The sequence below is a fragment of the Streptomyces sp. NPDC093149 genome (genome assembly GCF_044754145.1).
Classification (GTDB): domain Bacteria; phylum Actinomycetota; class Actinomycetes; order Streptomycetales; family Streptomycetaceae; genus Streptomyces.
The window spans coordinates 435454-450675 of record NZ_JBIVON010000007.1 but is presented as its reverse complement, the minus strand read 5'-3'; the positions used below and the strand labels follow the sequence as shown (position 1 = coordinate 450675).

Below are 15222 nucleotides of genomic sequence, written 5' to 3'. Positions count from 1 at the left end.
CTGCCGGCCGATCCGGGCAGCTCAGGCCCTCTCCGGAAGCTTTGTTACGGTCCGCCCATACTCTGCCCACAGGGGGCGGACAAGGCGCGGAAACGCTGGCTGGGTGAGCGATCATCACCGTCACCGAGCTGCCGCCCGCCGGAATCCCTCCGGCCAGGAGCGGCCCCGCGTACCCTCCGCACCCACAGGAACCTTCATGAACCGTACCTCTCCCCCTGCCCCGGACGCCCCCGCACCGGCTGTACCTCGCGCCTCCGCGCGCGGCTGCACACCCGCGCAGACGACAGCCGTGGTGCTACTGGTCTTCGGGGGGTTCCTGCTGCCCGTCGTCGGCTGGCTGATCGGCCTGGCCGTGTGGTTGCCGGCTCGCGGATGGAGCGGTCGTGCCAAAGTGGCGGGGGCGCTGGTGTGGCCGCTGGCCGCTCTGGTGGTGATCCTCACCAGTGCCGTGGCGTACTGGCTGGTCCTGCCACTGGGCGACCCGGTCTCCTCCGTCGCCACCTCTCTGTTCCTCCTGGTGCCCGGCAGCTGGCTCGTCCTGCTGCTGCTGGCCGCCTGGGCCCTGCTCGGTGCCCGCCGCGCGGAGCAGGGCCGATGATCCGCCGCAGGACCGTCACCGCATGGCTGGGCGGCGGGCTGCTGCTCGCAGGCTGCGCACCCCTGGGCGCAGTGGGGAGGCACGACCACGCAGCAGGCTCCCGCAGTACCCCCGACGCGCCCTCGATCACCCGGGCATCCGTCACCGGTGATGACCTGCCACGGGTGTCGCCGACCCCGCAGCAGATACGCCGTACCGGGCCCGATCTCTCGGTGCCGCGTCGGGTGGACCTGCTCACCGCACAGGGCACCGAGGCCCGCTCCGTCGCTCTGGTGAAAGCGGCATTGCGCCGCGCGGGTGCCACCGACGTCCGTGTCTCTCCCCTCAGCGGTGCCTCGCGTCCCGCAGGGCCGATGGCTGTTGTCATCGGAACCGTCTCGGCTCCGCACATGGCCGACAAGCTGGGACGCAGCAATGCCTTCACCGCCGGGACACTGCCGCCCGAGGGCTACCAGATCACCACCAGCAGCCTCGACGGCCACATCGAAGTGCTGCTCGCGGGCGCCGACGGCGACGGTGTCCGCTACGCCGCCCAGACCTTCACCCAGCTGACCGCCGGCGGCCGGATAGCAGGCGCCACGGTCGTCGACCACCCCGCCATGCCGCTGCGCGGGGTCGTCGAGGGGTTCTACGGCAAGCCCTGGACCCACGAGGAGCGCCTGGACCAGATCGCCTTCTACGGCTCCGTCAAACTGAACACCTACCTGTATGCGCCCAAGGACGACCCGTACGAACGTGACCGCTGGCGCGAGCGCTACCCGAGGAAACTGGAACGCGAGCTGGCCGAGCTGGCCCGGCACGCCGCCGACCACCACGTGCGCTTCACCTATGTCCTGTCCCCGGGCAAGTCCATCACCTACAACGATGCGGGCGACCGCCAGGCCCTGACCGGCAAGCTCCGGTCCCTGTACAACCTGGGGATCCGGGACTTCGCCCTGGCCTTCGACGACATCCACCCGCTGCCCGTATGGAACGGTGCCGCGGACTACGCCCGTTACGGGCCCGTCTCGGAGCAGTCCGCCGCCGCCGCTCAGGCCGACCTCACCAACCGCGTGCAGCGCGAGTTCGTCGACCGGCACCGCGGCATGCGCCCGCTGCAGTTCGTGCCCACGCAGTACAGCGACCTCGCCGACACCCCGTACAAGAAGACCCTGCGCCGCGCCCTGGACGACCGCGTGCAGGTGTGGTGGACGGGCGCCGACGTGGTGCCCACCTCCATCACCACCGCACAGACCCGTCGAGCGGCCGACGTGTGGGGCCACGACGTGCTGCTCTGGGACAACTACCCCACCAACGACTACGACCACGCCGCCGGACGCCTGCTGCTCGCCCCCTACGCGAAGCGCACCCCCAGGCTCGGCGAGCACCTCAGCGGCGTCGCGCTCAACCCCATGAACCAGGCATCGGCCAGCAAGATCGCCGAATTCACCGGTGCCGACTACGCCTGGAACCCGCACGCCTACCGGCCCACTGACTCCTGGCACAGCGCCGCGGCACACATGACCGCCCACGACCCGCAAGGCACCCACGCCCTGCTGACCTTCCTCGACACCCAGCACATGGCGCCCAGCTGGACCGGCACGCCATGGCAGCCCGCGGCCCCCGCGCTCAAGGCCCGGCTGGACGCCATCGAACGATCCTGGCACACGGGCAGGAAACACCAAGCGGTCACGGCACTGCGCGCACAGACACGCTCACTCGCCGAAGCCCCCACCGAGATCCGCAGAACCGTCACCGACCCGGGCTTCGCCGCCGAGACCAAGCCCTGGCTGGACGCACTCACCCTGTGGGCCAAGGCCCTTGAGCACACCTGTGACGGGCTCGAACACCGCGCCAAGGGCGAGAAGGGCAAGGCCACCCGCTCGTTCACCGCAGCGGCCGAGCTCGCGCGGGAGGCGGCCGCGGTACGCACCATCCCCGGCGCCACCCGCCCGCACGGCAACGTCAAGGTCGCCGACGGCGTGCTCGACGCCTTCATGGACCGAGCCGCGAAAACCCTGTAGGACACCGAGCAAAGGCAGGTGTGCGGCATACCGACCCGACCGTCGCCCGCGGGTACGGTGCGGACGGGAGCGCGCGGGGGCGTCGAACAGAGGTCGGCTTTCCGTCGATCCGGGAACGTGCCGTGGCACGGGGAGGGTTGACGGAGCAAGGCGCAGCAGGCGTTCCAGCGCGGTCCGCGCAGTCAGACCCCCACCGCCCCCAGCAACTCCCCCGCCGCGTACGTGACCGCCATCGCCAGCGCTCCCCCGCCCATGTTCCGCAGCACCGCCGGTCCTGCCGCGGCCTCGCCCAGGCGGGCGCTCCACCAGCCCGTCAGTGCCAGCGCCGCCAGTACCGACACCACGGTCACGATCAGTCGCAGCGGCGCCGGGGGCAGCACGATCGCCAGCAGCGGCAGCAGCGCGCCCACCGTGAAGGCCAGGAAGCTCGCGCCCGCCGCGTGCCACGGGTTCGTCAGCTCGTCCGGGTCGATGCCCAGCTCCACCTCCGCGTGGGCGCGGAGCGCATCGCGTTCGGTCAGCTGGAGCGCGGCCTCGCGGGCGACCTCCCGGCTCAGCCCCTTGTCCTCCAACAGGCCGGTGAGTTCGACGAGTTCGGCCTCCGGAGCATCGGCCAGCTCCCGCTTCTCCATGGCCAGCGCGGCCCGTTCCGAGTCGCGCTGGGTGGACACCGAGACGTACTCGCCCGCCGCCATCGACATGGATCCGGCCAGCAGGCCGGCCAGGCCCGCCGTGAGCAGGGTGCCGCGGTCGCCGGTGGCGCCGGCCACGCCGACGACCAGGCCGGCGGTGGAGACCACGCCGTCGTTCGCGCCGAGGACCGCGGCGCGCAGCCAGTTCAGCCGCGCGCCGAGGCCGTTGTCGTGTGCTTCGTCATGCGTCTGGGTACCCGTCACCCGGGGATGGTCTCACTCCGCCCCGTCACCAGACGCGTACCGACCCGCCGGGCGCGAAGGCGGGGCTGGTCGCGTCGGGCGGGGCCTCCTTCAGGGGTTCGGCGATCTCGTCCACCGTCGGGCCGACGGTCGCGGCGATGCGGTCGAGGGCGGCCAGGTCGAAGCCGTAGACACGGGCGGCGTTGCCGCCGGTCATCGCCGCGATCTCGGCGGGCGGCAGGCCCGCGTACGCGATCCGCAGGCCCTCCCGGGAGTACGGATGGGTGCCCTCGTCGTGCGGGTAGTCGCTGCCCCACATGATCTTGTCGAGGCCGATCCGGTCGCGCAGCGGCACCTCGTGCGGTCGCATGAAGCTGGCGCCGACGTAGCAGTTGTCGCGCCACACCTCGCTCGGGCTCGCGCCCATGGAAGCGGCAAGGCCCGCACCGAACTTGGACTCGGCGGTGGCGGCTCGTCCGGCCGCCGCCACCAGTCGGCCGTGGTAGTAGTCCAGCATCTCCACGACACCGGGGATCCAGCCGGATCCCTGTTCGGTGAGGACGAGTTTCAGTCCGGGATGGCGGCGGAACGCCCCGCCGAAGACCAGGTGCCACAGCGCCCGGTGCGAGAACCAGGTCGTCTCCACCATGAAGACGGCACGGGCCGCCGGTTCGTCGCCGAGCGGCGGGGAGGCCGAGCCGCCGTGGTGGTTCACCGGTACGTCCAGTTCCGCGCAGACCGCCCACAGCGGGTCGTAGACCTGGGAGTACAGCTCCGGGACGCCGGAGCCGGGCGGGGCACCGGGCAGCAGGATGCCGCCGGTCAGGCCCGCCTCCTTGGTGCGGCGGACCTCTCGGACGGCCTCCTCGGGATCGTTGAGGAGGATCTGCGCGACACCCGCGCGCCGGCCCGGCGCCTGCGCGCAGAAGTCGGCGAGCCAGCGGTTGTGGGCACGCAGACCCGCCCAGCGCTGCTCGTACTCGGCCCGGGAGGGCGCGGGCGCCATCAGGGCGGCGGAGGGGAAGAAGGGCGGGATGGTGTTGGGGAAGACGACCTCCGCGACGATGCCGTCCGCCTCCAGCTCCGCGACGCGGCGTGCGGAGTTCCAGTTGCGGTCGGCGGTGTCGGCGAGGAGGTCCTCGTACGGGTTGACGTAGGCCGTCGCCCACGCGTCGAAGTCGTCGTGGTGCTTCGTCTCCAGGTACGACCGGTAGTCGAGGAGGTCGGCTCCGGCGTGGCAGTCGGCGGAGATGACGGTGTAGCGATCCGTACGACGGTCCATCAGTCGGCTCCCAGGACCGGGAAGTCGCGGCCGGTCAGCCAGTGCCGGCCCGCTTCGCGCGACCTCGCCCAGGACGCCTCGACCGCTGCCTGGTCGGCGCTCTGGCCCAGGTCCCCGGGGGTGGGACCGATGCGCTCGGCGATCGGGGCGAGCTTCGCCGTGTCGAAGCCGAAGACGTCCGCGGCGGCGAGGCCCAGCATGCGGCGGGTCTCGGCGACGGGGATGTCGTGGAAGGTGTCGCGCAGCCACCGGGCGGTGTTCGGCCAGGTGCCTTCCGGGTGGGGGAAGTCGCTGCCCCACAGGATGTTGTCGACGCCGATCTCGTACCGCTGGGCGAGTTCGCGGCGTTTGGTGTTGGTGGCGCAGACGAAGACCTGGCGGTCGAGGTACTCGTGCGGGGGCCGCTTCAGCTCGGCGAACGGCGAGAGCTTCTTTCCGCCGTGGGCGCCGAGATAGAGCCGGTCCATGAACCAGAGAAGATTCGGCAGCCACCAGCAGCCGGACTCGGCGACCCCGAACCGCAGCCCGGGGTGGCGTTCGAAGGCCCCCGACCAGAGCAGGAACCAGAGCGGGCGGGACGGCCACCAGGTGACCTCGGAGACATAGATGCCGAGGTGGTCCCCGTACTCGTGGCGCGGGGCCGCTCCGGAGTGCGTGACGACCGGCATGGCCGTCTCGGCGGCTGCCGCCCACACGGGGTCGTAACGGCGGTCGTGATACGGGGCCTTGTCCACCCACATGGAGGGGATCATGAGCGCGCCGAGCCCGGACTCCTTCGCCCGGTGGATCTCCGCGACCACCCGGTCGACCTCGCCGGTGACGGGCAACAGGGCGACCCCGCAGTGGCGTTCGGGGTTCTGCGAGACGAAGTCGGCGAGCCAGCGGTTGTGGGCCTGCGCGCCCGCCATGCCCAGCTCCGGGTCCTGGTCGCCGGAGAGTCCGAGGCCCACGCCGAACGGGGCGGCGGTCCGGCTGTCGACGGCGTCCGCGTCCGGGAAGACGACCTCGGCCGCCACCCCGTCGCCGTCCAGTTCCTTCAGGCGCCGGGCGGCGTCCCAACCGCCCTTCAGACCTTCCTCGTTGTCATGGAACCACTTGTCCGCGAAGGCCTCGTTGCGTACGCCGAGACGGGTCATCTCCTCGCGGCGGCGGTCGCGGCCGGCGAGGAATTCGTCGAAGTCCCGGTGGAAACGGGGGTCGAGGTAGGGCCGGTACTCCTCGGTGGGCAGTCCGGCGTGGCAGTCGGAGGAGATGATCAGGTACGGGTCGTCGGTCATCGCTCGCTCCTCAGTCGAGTATGAAACTCTCCAGGTACGACGGTTCGGCCCGGTCGAGCATCGACTGCGACCTGGCGCGGATCTGCCGGTCGCTGTGCTCGCTCTCCGGCAGCATCCAGAAACGGTCGGCGCGTATCCCGTCCACGACGGTCTGCGCGACGTCCTCGACCGGGGTGAACTCCACCTCGTGACCCGCCGCCCGCATGGCGCACTCCCACTGGTCGAGGCTGCGGTACGGGGTCCTGCGCGGGCGCTCCTTCGCGTACCGCTCGGGCCGGTTGCGGTGCGACTCCCACAGCCCGGTGCGGAGCATGTGCGGGCCGGGGAAGAGCACCGAGGCGCCGACCGCCGCCCCCTCCGCCTTCAGATGCGCGTACAGCGACTCGGTCATCGTGACGACGGCGGACTTGGTGACCGCGTACACGGAGGCGGTCGGCAGCGGGGCGATCCCGCCGTCGCCGGACGAGGTGTTGACGACGTGCCCCGGGCCGCCGTCCGCGATCATGCGGGGCACGAACGCCTGGATGCCGTGGAAGACACCCCACACATTGACGGCGAAGGCCCACTTCCAGTCGTTCGGCTCGTGCTCCCACATCCGGCCCTCGGCCCCGGAGCCGACACCGGCGTTGTTGCACAGCACATGCACCGCGCCGAAGGTGTCGTACGCGGCTTCGGCCAGGGCCTGTACGGACTCCCGTTCGCCGACGTCGACGACCCGGGCCAGCACCCGCGCGCCGTTCCGGCGCAGTTCGTCCGCCGCCCTCTCCAGCGCGCCCTCCTCCACATCGGCGAGGACGACCTTCAGCCCCTCGGCCGCGAACCTGCGCACCAGCGCGAGGCCGATGCCGCTCGCCGCGCCGGTGACGACGGCGACCTGGCCCTCCTCCAGCCTCATCGGGCACTTCCTTCCGGCGGGCCGTCATGGATCTGCTGCGGGTCGTCGTAACGCTGGTGGATGTACGGCAGCAGCGCCTCGGCGCTCACCCGCCGCACGGCTTCGCCCCGCTGGTCGCTGGTCTTCTCGCCGATGGTGAGGTCGACCAGCCGGCGTACGGGGAGGTCCGCGACCGGGTCGTACACCGACTCGCGCAGCACCACGTCGCCCGAGATCCTCTCCAGCCTGCGGACCTTCTCGTGGCGCGTGCAGTGGATCAGGACGGGGTCGGAGTCGAAGCCCTCGCCGTCCACGGCGGGCAGGAACTTGAAGTAGAAGTCGAGCTTGGCCGTCGGTTCCGGCAGCGGGAGCGGTCCGCCGACCGCGCCGCGCACCTCGACGAACGCGATCCCGTGCCGGGCGAGTGCGGCGCGGACGACGAGGCCGTCGCGTTCGACGGTCACCTCGCCGAGCTTCTTCGGTTCGCCGAACACCTCACGGCCGCCGATCAGCGCCCGTTCATGGGTCATCGGCATGACGAGCGGATACCAGCCCTCGTGCCCGTCATGGACGGCGGCGACGGAGACGGAGCCCGCACCGAGTGGGTAGCCGGGCAGTTCGACCGTGCTGATGGTGGCCCGGACCAGCGGGCGTCCGGCGGGTCCGAGGGGCGGCGGGAGAACGGCCGCCACCGCGTCGGGGTCGCTCTCCCAGAGGGCCACCACACCGGTGGACCAGATGTCGGGGAGCTTGGAGCGGGCCGCGCGGGCCGCCGCGATCTCGGCCGCGGTGCGCGCGCCGTACCGTACACGTGCCATGCCGTACCACCCTTCTCGGCCGTCCGAGGACCGGTCGGCCGTGAATCGGTTCTCCGTGTGTCCGTGACTCCGTGACTTCTCGTCTCCGTTTCTTCGCGTCCCCGCTTCTTCGCTTCTTCGCTCCTTCGCGTCCGGGCTTTCGTGCGGCTCTGTAACACAGTTACACCGTCACCGATGAAGGGTAAATAGACATGCACGTAACGGAGTTCGGCAATCAAGGAGCACTGTGCCGCGATCGTCACTGACCCGCGAAGAGGTCCTGGAAACGGCTGCCACCCTGGTGAGGCGGCACGGCTCGCAGTCCCTCACCATGCGCGGGCTCGCCGCCGAACTCGGCACGGCGGTCACGTCGATCTACTGGCACGTCGGCAACCGCGAGTCGTTGCTGGACGCCCTCGTCGAGCGCACCGTGCGGGAGATGGGCACCCTCCGCCCCGTCGGCCGGACCCCGGCGTCCCGCATCGTCTCCGTCGCCCGCACTCTGCGCCGCGAACTGCGGGCCCGTCCGCATCTGATCGCGATGGTCCATGAACGGGGCCTCACCGAGCGGATGTTCCTCCCCGCACAGCAGGCCCTCGTCCGCGAGGTGCACGCCGCGGGACTGCGCGGGGCGCGGGCGGCCGCCGCGGTCCGGGCGGTGCAGTTCCACACCGTCGGCTTCCTGCTCGTCGAACGCAACCGCGAGCGTTCCCCCGTGCAGTCCCCCGGCGAGGGCGATCTGTGGACCGCGGCCGCCTCGGAGGACGACCCGGCACTGGCCCGCGCTCTGGCCCGGCCCGCCGATCCGGACCGGCTGTTCGCGGACTCCGTACGGGCCTTGGTGGCGGGGCTGCTGGCCGGCCCCGTGCAGCACGCCTCGTGCCCCGGAACCTCCGCGCCGGAGCGGGAGGCTGCCGAATAGGAGACTGTCAGTCGCGGCCCGTATTCTCTGTGACCATGCTCGACGACCGCCAGACCGCAGCACCGTGGCCGACCGCGTACCCGCAGGGGTACGCGGTCGTCGACGTGGAGACCACCGGACTCGCACGGGACGACCGGATCGTGTCCGCCGCCGTCTACCGCCTGGACGCGCAGGGCGATGTCGAGGACCACTGGTACACCCTCGTCAACCCCCAGCGCGATCCCGGTCCTGTCTGGATCCACGGGCTGACCAGCGACGTCCTCGAAGGCGCTCCGCTCTTCCCGGAGATCGCCGCCGAACTGTCCGAGCGGCTCGCGGACCGTGTGCTCGTCGCGCACAACGCGGCCTTCGACTGGTCGATGCTGGCCCGGGAGTACGCACGGGCCTCGGTCACCGCCCCCGTCGAGCACCGGCTGTGCACCATCGCGCTCTCCAAGGAGCTGCGGCTGCCGCTGCCCAACCACAAGCTGGAGTCGCTGGCCGCGCACTTCGGGGTCGTGCAGCAGCGCGCCCACCACGCGCTGGACGACGCCAGGGTGCTGGCCGAGGCGTTCCGGCCGAGTCTGCACGCGGCGGCGCGGGGCGGGGTGCGGCTGCCGCTGCTGGAGTGCCGGCCGCTGACCGAGTGGTCGGACTCCCCGGTCACACCCCGGATCGGGTACCAGCCTTCGTACGGCCACAACAGCTGGCGTCCCTCGCGCAAGCGCCCGGCGTGCCCGTATCCGAACCCCGGACGGTACGAGAAGGACAAACCCCTCATGCAGGGCATGCGGGTCGCGTTCTCCGGGGACACCTCCGTCGACCGCGAGCTGTTGGAGGACCGGGCCGTGGAGGCCGGGCTGCATGTGGCGACCAGCGTGTCCCGGCTGACCAGTCTGCTCGTCACCAACGACCCGGACTCGGCGACGTCGAAGACGGTGAAGGCGAAGTCGTTCGGTACCCCGGTCCTGGACGAGAGCGCCTTCACGCATCTGCTGCGCGACGTGGCGCCGGCCCGGACACAGCCGGCCGCGCCGTCATCGGAGTGAACCGGGGCGACTCGCCCGCCCGCCGCTCGCCCGCCGCAGCTCCGGCGTCCCACCCTGTGGCGCATGGCACGTTGCGAGGTTTGCGGAAACGACTACGGCATGTCCTTCGAGGTGCACGCGCAGGGCGCCGTGCATGTCTTCGACTGCTTCTCCTGCGCCATTCACCGCATGGCGCCCATCTGTGAACACTGCAGGGTCCAGATCATCGGCCAGGGTGTCGAGGTCGACGGGCACTGGTTCTGCGGCGGTCACTGCGCCCGCGCCGAGGGGAAGGTGGGCATCATCGACAAAGTCTGACCACCGGCCGCCGCACCCCCTTCCCCCACCCCTGCGCGATGCACCCCATGACGCAGTTGTACCGTCATGGGGTGTACCGCTTCCTGTTGACCCGGCAGTGGCTGATCCTCGCCCTCCTCTCCCTCGTGCTGATTCCCACGATGGTCGAGCTGGGCTTCTGGCAGCTGCACCGGCATGAGCACAAGGTCGCGCAGAACGCACTGATCTCCCGCAACCTCAAGGCGAGACCGGTTCCGGTCGCCTCGCTCACCTCCCCGGGCCACACGGTTCCGCGCTCCGACTACTGGCGCACGGTGACCGCCACGGGTACGTACGACACCGCGCACGAAGTGGTCGTACGCCGCAGGACCTCCACAGACGGCCGGATCGGTGTCCACGTCCTGATCCCGCTCGACCTCAAGGGCGGCGGCACGGTCCTCGTCAACCGCGGCTGGGTGCCCTCCGCCGAGAGTCAGCGCGCCTTCCCCGACGTGCCCGCCGCGCCCAGGGGCGAGGTGACCGTCACCGGACGGCTCAAGGCCGACGAGACGACGAGCGCCAGCGGCATCAAGGACATCTCGGACCTGCCGGACCGCCAGGTGATGCTGATCAGCAGCTCCCAGGAGGCCAAGAGGCTCTCCCGGCCGGTACTCGGCGGGTACATCGAGCAGACCGGCCCCGAGCCGGCCGGCGGCTCCCCGGAACTGATCGCCTCCCCCGACGACAGCTCGATCGGCCCGCACATGGCGTACGCCGTGCAGTGGTGGCTGTTCGCCGCCGGTGTTCCGGTCGGCTTCGTGGTCCTCGCCCGCAGGGAGAAGCGCGACCGGACAACGGCCGCGGCCGAGGCCGCCGCCGGGGAGCAGGAGACGTCCGGCCCGCAGCAGCCGGAACCCGCGAAGGCCTGAGCCCGACCCTGCGGCTTCCGGCCGGGCCGTCCGGGCTCCGCGTCGGCGTGACCCCCCGCTTCTCGTGGGACAGGAACTGCTTAACGGGGCCCAGGTTCGGGAACACGCCAGAACGTGACCCCACGCATCGAGGACTACGCCCTCATCGGCGATCTGCAGACAGCCGCCCTGGTCGGCAGGAACGGTTCCGTGGACTGGCTCTGTCTGCCCCGCTTCGACTCGGGCGCCTGTTTCGCGGCCCTCCTCGGCGACGAGGACAACGGCCACTGGCGGATCGCCCCGAAGGGCGCCGACTCCTGCACCCGACGCCGCTACGCGGGTGACTCCCTCGTCCTGGAGACGTACTGGGTGACCCGTACCGGCACGGTCAAGGTCATCGACTTCATGCCGCAGCGCGACCAGGAACCCGAGGTCATGCGCATCGTCGAGGGCATCAGCGGCACCGTCGACATGACCTCCGTGATCCGGCTGCGCTTCGACTTCGGCACGGTCGTGCCGTGGGTGCGCCGCTCGGAGGGGCACCGGGTGGCGGTCGCGGGACCGGATTCCGCCTGGCTGCGCAGCGAACCACCGGTCAAGACCTGGGGCCAGCAGTTCTCCACCTGCTCGTCGTTCACCGTCTCCACCGGCGAGCGGGTGGCGTTCGTCCTGACCTGGCACCCCTCGCACTCGCCCCGCCCCGATCTCGTCGACCCGTTCGAAGCCCTGGAGAACACCCTGTCCGACTGGGCCGAGTGGTCCGCACCGTGCAAGTACCGGGGCCCGTACCGGGAGGCGGTGATCCGCTCGCTGATCACCCTGAAGGCGCTCACCTTTGCCCCCACCGGCGGCATCGTGGCGGCTCCCACCACCTCGCTGCCCGAGGAGATCGGCGGCGTACGGAACTGGGACTACCGCTACTGCTGGCTGCGGGACTCCACGCTCACCCTCGGCGCCCTCATCTCGGCCGGCTATCTGGAGGAGGCCGCCGCCTGGCGCGACTGGCTGCTGCGGGCCGTTGCCGGGGACCCGGCAGATCTGCAGATCATGTACGGCCTGGCGGGCGAGCGCCGACTGCCCGAGTCGGAACTCCCGTGGCTGAGCGGTTACGAGAACTCCACCCCGGTCCGGATCGGCAACGCCGCGGTCCGCCAGCGCCAGCTCGATGTGTACGGCGAGGTCATCGACTCGTTGCGGCTCGCGCGCGAGGCGGGTCTGGACGAGAGGCCGCACGCCTGGAATCTGCAGCTCAGCCTGCTCGGCTTCCTGGAGTCGACCTGGCGCGAGCCGGACGAGGGCCTGTGGGAGATCCGTGGCCAGCGCCGCCACTTCGTGCACTCCAAGGTGATGGCCTGGGTCGCCGCCGACCGTGCCGTGCGCTCCCTGGAGAAGAACCCCTCGCTGGCCGGCGACGCGGACCGGTGGCGGGTGATGCGGGACGCCGTGCACCGGGAGGTCTGCGAGAAGGGCTTCGACCCGGTGCGGAACACCTTCACCCAGTCCTACGGCTCCCGGAATCTGGACGCCGCCACGCTGCTGATCGCCCGGACCGGTTTCCTGCCGCCGGACGATCCCCGGATGATCGGGACGGTCGACGCGGTCCGGGAAGAGCTGGGCAGCGGCTGCCTGGTCCGCCGCTACAGCACGGACGGCTCCTCGATCGACGGGCTGCCCGGCAGCGAAGGAGCCTTTCTGGCCTGCTCGTTCTGGCTGGCCGACGCCCTGCTCCTGACCGGGCGCGCCAAGGAGGCCGGAGAGCTCTTCGAGCAGCTTCTGACACTCCGCAACGATGTGGGGCTGCTCGCCGAGGAGTACGACATCGCCGGGCACCGGCAGCTCGGCAACTTCCCGCAGGCGTTCAGCCATATCGGACTGGTGGGCACCGCCATGGCACTGGCCGGGGAGGACACGCTGGAGGGCGGCACGGCAGGATAGACCCCATGGATCTTGGACTGAAGGACCGTGTGTACATCGTCACCGGAGCGACCCGGGGGCTGGGCAACGCCACCGCTCGTGCGCTGGCCGAGGACGGCGCGAGGGTGATCATCACCGGTCGGGACGAGAAGCGCGCCGAGTCGGCCGCCGCCGAGCTGGGGCCGGACGCCGTCGGGGTCGCCGCCGACAACGGCGACCCCGCCTCCGCGCAGCGCCTGCTGGACGGCGCGCACGAGCGCTTCGGACGGCTCGACGGCATTCTGATCAGCGTCGGCGGACCGGCGCCCGGCTTCGTCGCCGACAACACCGACGAGCAGTGGCAGTCGGCCTTCGAGTCGGTGTTCCTGGGCGCGGTGCGCCTGGCCAGGGCCGCGGCGGCCACGCTCGGCGAGGGCGGCGTCATCGGTTTCGTGCTCTCCGGCTCCGTGTACGAGCCGATCGCCGGGCTGACGATCTCCAACGGTCTGCGCCCCGGTCTGGCCGGATTCGCCAAGTCCCTGGCCGACGAGCTCGGTCCCCGGGGCATCCGGGTGGTCGGCGTGCTGCCGGCCCGGATCGACACGGACCGGGTGCGTGAGCTGGATGCGCTCTCGGGCGACGCGGAGGCGTCCCGTGCGGCCAATGAGGCGCGAATCCCGCTGCGCCGTTACGGGACTCCGGAGGAGTTCGGCCGGACGACGGCGTTCCTGCTCTCGCCCGCGGCGTCGTATCTGACGGGCGTCATGCTGCCGATCGACGGCGGCTCCCGGCACGGCTTCTGAACCGGGCCGCCGCACCGATGACCGGACGGGGCACCTTTCCCGCCCCCGCCCGGTCATCGCGGACAGCCGTCGCGAGGCCCGTCAGCTCACCCTTTCCGCGCGGTGCCTGACCGCCCTCAACCGCACCTCGGCCGGCAGCCGCGCCAGCCCCGCGGAATCCCGTGCATGGGCCAGCGCCTCGTCGGTGAGACGGCCGAGTGTCTCCTCCGGCGCCGCGTGCGGCTCCATCAGCAGACGGATCCTGGCGTGCGGCGAACCGCGTCGGCCGGTCAGCACGACCTGGGCGCGGGCCACGCCGTCCAGGCTTCCCGCCTCGTCGGCGAGCACGCCTTCCAGGGCCCGGCCCCGGAGCAGCGCGCCCTCGCCGTCACCGCTGTCCACCAGCACCTCGGCGAGGCGGGCCCGGCGCGGCTGGGCCAGCAGCCACCACAGGGCGAGGACGACCACGATCGCCAGGGCCGCGATCACCGCGGGCCACCACCAGCCCTCGCCGCTCCAGTGGTCCCGGTCGGTCTCGCCGAGGAGCACATCGCTCCTGCCGTACCAGGGCCACCAGGACGGCACGGAGAGGCCGAGCCCGGCGGCGAGCACCGCACCGCCGACGCAGACCAGCACCACCGCGGCCAGGCCGAGCAGGATCCGGTTGACGGTCCTGAGCAACGGGCTCACCCCTTTCTCGTGGGACGGCGGACATGCACGGACAGGCTGGGCGGTCTGGCCAGCCCCAGTTCCTTGATGCCGGTCGCGAGCACGGTGTCCAGATCGGCCCGTACGTCGTCGAGCTCGCGGAAGTGCGACACCGCACGCACCACGGCCCTGCTCCGGCTCATCCGGACCCGTACCGACTGGACACCGGAGATCTCGACGGCCCGGTCGCGCAGGGCCAGAGCCGCGGCGGGCCGGTCGAGGCCCGCCCGCACTCCGGGCCGGTCGCGGCGCATCGGCAGCACGGCGCGGAGTCCTGGGGTGACGGCGAGCACCAGCAGCCACAGTCCGATCGCCACGGCGGCCGCCGCGCCGGCCAGCACCCAGACGTCGTCCAGCGGCCGGTGGGCGAGTTCGTCGGCCAGTGTGCGCCGCCACTTCATCCCGGGGCGACCGGCCCGTACCGCCGCCACGTCGTAGAGCAGCAGACCGGTGGCGCCGAGGACCACCAGGGCGAGGACCGCCGCGGGGATACGGCGCGCGGACCAGAAGCGGCCCGCCCTGCCGTCGTCGTCCGGCCGTACGGGCACCGGGTCGTACGCGGCGCAGGAGGCGGACCGGTCGAGTTCGAGCACGTCCCCCTGTTCGGCGGGCGGGGCGGCGGGCGGCCGTCGCGTGCCGTCCTCCGGGTCCTGGGGCTCCGTCATCGGACCCTCCCCCGTGCCGCGACACCCGCTCCCGTCGGATACAGGCGCTCGACCCTTACGACGACCTCGGGCACCTCCATCCCGGCCAACGCCATCACCCGCTCGACGACATGCCGACGCACCCCGCCGCACTGGCGGCCGATGTCGGTGGGGTATCCGAGCTCCAGGCTCACCCGCACCCGGGCGGTGTCCCGGTGCACTGTGACCGTGGCGCGCGGCGAGGCGCCCTCCTCCGGCGGTTCGCCGATCGCCTCCTTCGCCGCCTGTGCGGCGATCTTCGCGACCACCCGGTCGGCGATCCTGGTCTCCCCGCGCTCACCCGCGGCCACCCGGCCGCTCACCCCCGACAACGCCG

General features: G+C 71.7%; 16 protein-coding genes. 8 read left to right on the top strand and 8 right to left on the bottom strand.

Annotated features, from left to right (window positions below):
- The first annotated feature begins 196 nt into the window (after positions 1-196).
- Both ACIQCZ_RS23525 and ACIQCZ_RS23520 read left to right on the top strand, forming a co-directional pair.
- Positions 197-598 (top strand): hypothetical protein, encoded by a 402-nt coding sequence (locus ACIQCZ_RS23525; protein WP_402284642.1) that lies wholly within the window; start codon positions 197-199, stop codon positions 596-598.
- Positions 595-2601, top strand: coding sequence for a beta-N-acetylglucosaminidase domain-containing protein (locus ACIQCZ_RS23520; RefSeq protein ID WP_402284641.1), 2007 nt, complete (start codon positions 595-597; stop codon positions 2599-2601). Before ACIQCZ_RS23525 ends, ACIQCZ_RS23520 begins: the two co-directional genes overlap by 4 nt.
- A gap of 182 nt (positions 2602-2783) precedes the next feature.
- Here the strand turns inward: ACIQCZ_RS23520 and ACIQCZ_RS23515 are convergent, their stop codons facing one another.
- From ACIQCZ_RS23515 to ACIQCZ_RS23495, 5 genes are read right to left on the bottom strand one after another with little or no spacing between them, the layout of a single operon-like run.
- Positions 2784-3497, bottom strand: coding sequence for a VIT family protein (locus ACIQCZ_RS23515; protein ID WP_402284640.1), 714 nt, complete (start codon positions 3495-3497; stop codon positions 2784-2786).
- 25 nt (positions 3498-3522) lie between these two features.
- Positions 3523-4758 (bottom strand): amidohydrolase family protein, encoded by a 1236-nt coding sequence (locus ACIQCZ_RS23510; protein WP_402284639.1) that lies wholly within the window; start codon positions 4756-4758, stop codon positions 3523-3525.
- Positions 4758-6035, bottom strand: a complete 1278-nt coding sequence (locus tag ACIQCZ_RS23505; RefSeq protein WP_402284638.1) for an amidohydrolase family protein — start codon at positions 6033-6035, stop codon at positions 4758-4760. The genes ACIQCZ_RS23510 and ACIQCZ_RS23505 overlap by 1 nt, the downstream gene beginning before the upstream one ends.
- A gap of 10 nt (positions 6036-6045) precedes the next feature.
- Positions 6046-6930, bottom strand: a complete 885-nt coding sequence (locus ACIQCZ_RS23500) for an SDR family NAD(P)-dependent oxidoreductase (RefSeq protein ID WP_402284637.1) — start codon at positions 6928-6930, stop codon at positions 6046-6048.
- Positions 6927-7727, bottom strand: a complete 801-nt coding sequence (locus tag ACIQCZ_RS23495) for an acetoacetate decarboxylase family protein (protein ID WP_402284636.1) — start codon at positions 7725-7727, stop codon at positions 6927-6929. Before ACIQCZ_RS23495 ends, ACIQCZ_RS23500 begins: the two co-directional genes overlap by 4 nt.
- 226 nt (positions 7728-7953) lie before the next feature.
- Here ACIQCZ_RS23495 and ACIQCZ_RS23490 point away from each other — a divergent pair, with 226 nt between their 5' ends.
- The 6 genes from ACIQCZ_RS23490 to ACIQCZ_RS23465 all read left to right on the top strand — a co-directional run bounded on the left by ACIQCZ_RS23490 (position 7954) and on the right by ACIQCZ_RS23465 (position 13515).
- Positions 7954-8628, top strand: coding sequence for a TetR/AcrR family transcriptional regulator (locus ACIQCZ_RS23490; RefSeq protein ID WP_402284635.1), 675 nt, complete (start codon positions 7954-7956; stop codon positions 8626-8628).
- 29 nt (positions 8629-8657) lie between these two features.
- A complete protein-coding gene (locus ACIQCZ_RS23485) occupies positions 8658-9656 on the top strand; it encodes a DEDDh family exonuclease (protein WP_376220635.1) in 999 nt (332 codons plus the stop codon).
- 63 nt (positions 9657-9719) lie between these two features.
- Positions 9720-9953: a hypothetical protein gene (locus ACIQCZ_RS23480; protein ID WP_072482991.1), complete on the top strand. Its 234-nt coding sequence runs from the start codon at positions 9720-9722 to the stop codon at positions 9951-9953.
- Between the two features lie 71 nt (positions 9954-10024).
- The gene (locus tag ACIQCZ_RS23475) at positions 10025-10840 is read left to right on the top strand and encodes an SURF1 family protein (RefSeq protein ID WP_402284689.1); all 816 of its coding nucleotides are present in this window, start codon (positions 10025-10027) and stop codon (positions 10838-10840) included.
- 114 nt (positions 10841-10954) lie between these two features.
- A complete protein-coding gene (locus ACIQCZ_RS23470; RefSeq protein ID WP_402284634.1) occupies positions 10955-12754 on the top strand; it encodes a glycoside hydrolase family 15 protein in 1800 nt (599 codons plus the stop codon).
- A 5-nt stretch (positions 12755-12759) separates the two neighbouring features.
- Positions 12760-13515, top strand: a complete 756-nt coding sequence (locus ACIQCZ_RS23465) for an SDR family oxidoreductase (protein WP_376220631.1) — start codon at positions 12760-12762, stop codon at positions 13513-13515.
- Positions 13516-13596: 81 nt separating this feature from the next.
- Here ACIQCZ_RS23465 and amaP read toward each other — a convergent pair whose 3' ends face one another.
- The 3 genes from amaP to ACIQCZ_RS23450 are packed head-to-tail and all read right to left on the bottom strand — an operon-like array spanning position 13597 to position 15217.
- Positions 13597-14184, bottom strand: a complete 588-nt coding sequence (amaP, locus tag ACIQCZ_RS23460) for an alkaline shock response membrane anchor protein AmaP (RefSeq protein WP_402284633.1) — start codon at positions 14182-14184, stop codon at positions 13597-13599.
- Positions 14181-14867 carry a DUF6286 domain-containing protein gene (locus ACIQCZ_RS23455; protein ID WP_402284632.1) on the bottom strand — a complete coding sequence of 229 codons (687 nt, stop codon included), beginning with the start codon at positions 14865-14867 and terminating at the stop codon, positions 14181-14183. The genes amaP and ACIQCZ_RS23455 overlap by 4 nt, the downstream gene beginning before the upstream one ends.
- Positions 14864-15217 carry a hypothetical protein gene (locus tag ACIQCZ_RS23450; protein WP_402284688.1) on the bottom strand — a complete coding sequence of 118 codons (354 nt, stop codon included), beginning with the start codon at positions 15215-15217 and terminating at the stop codon, positions 14864-14866. Before ACIQCZ_RS23450 ends, ACIQCZ_RS23455 begins: the two co-directional genes overlap by 4 nt.
- Between the last annotated feature and the right edge of the window lie 5 nt (positions 15218-15222).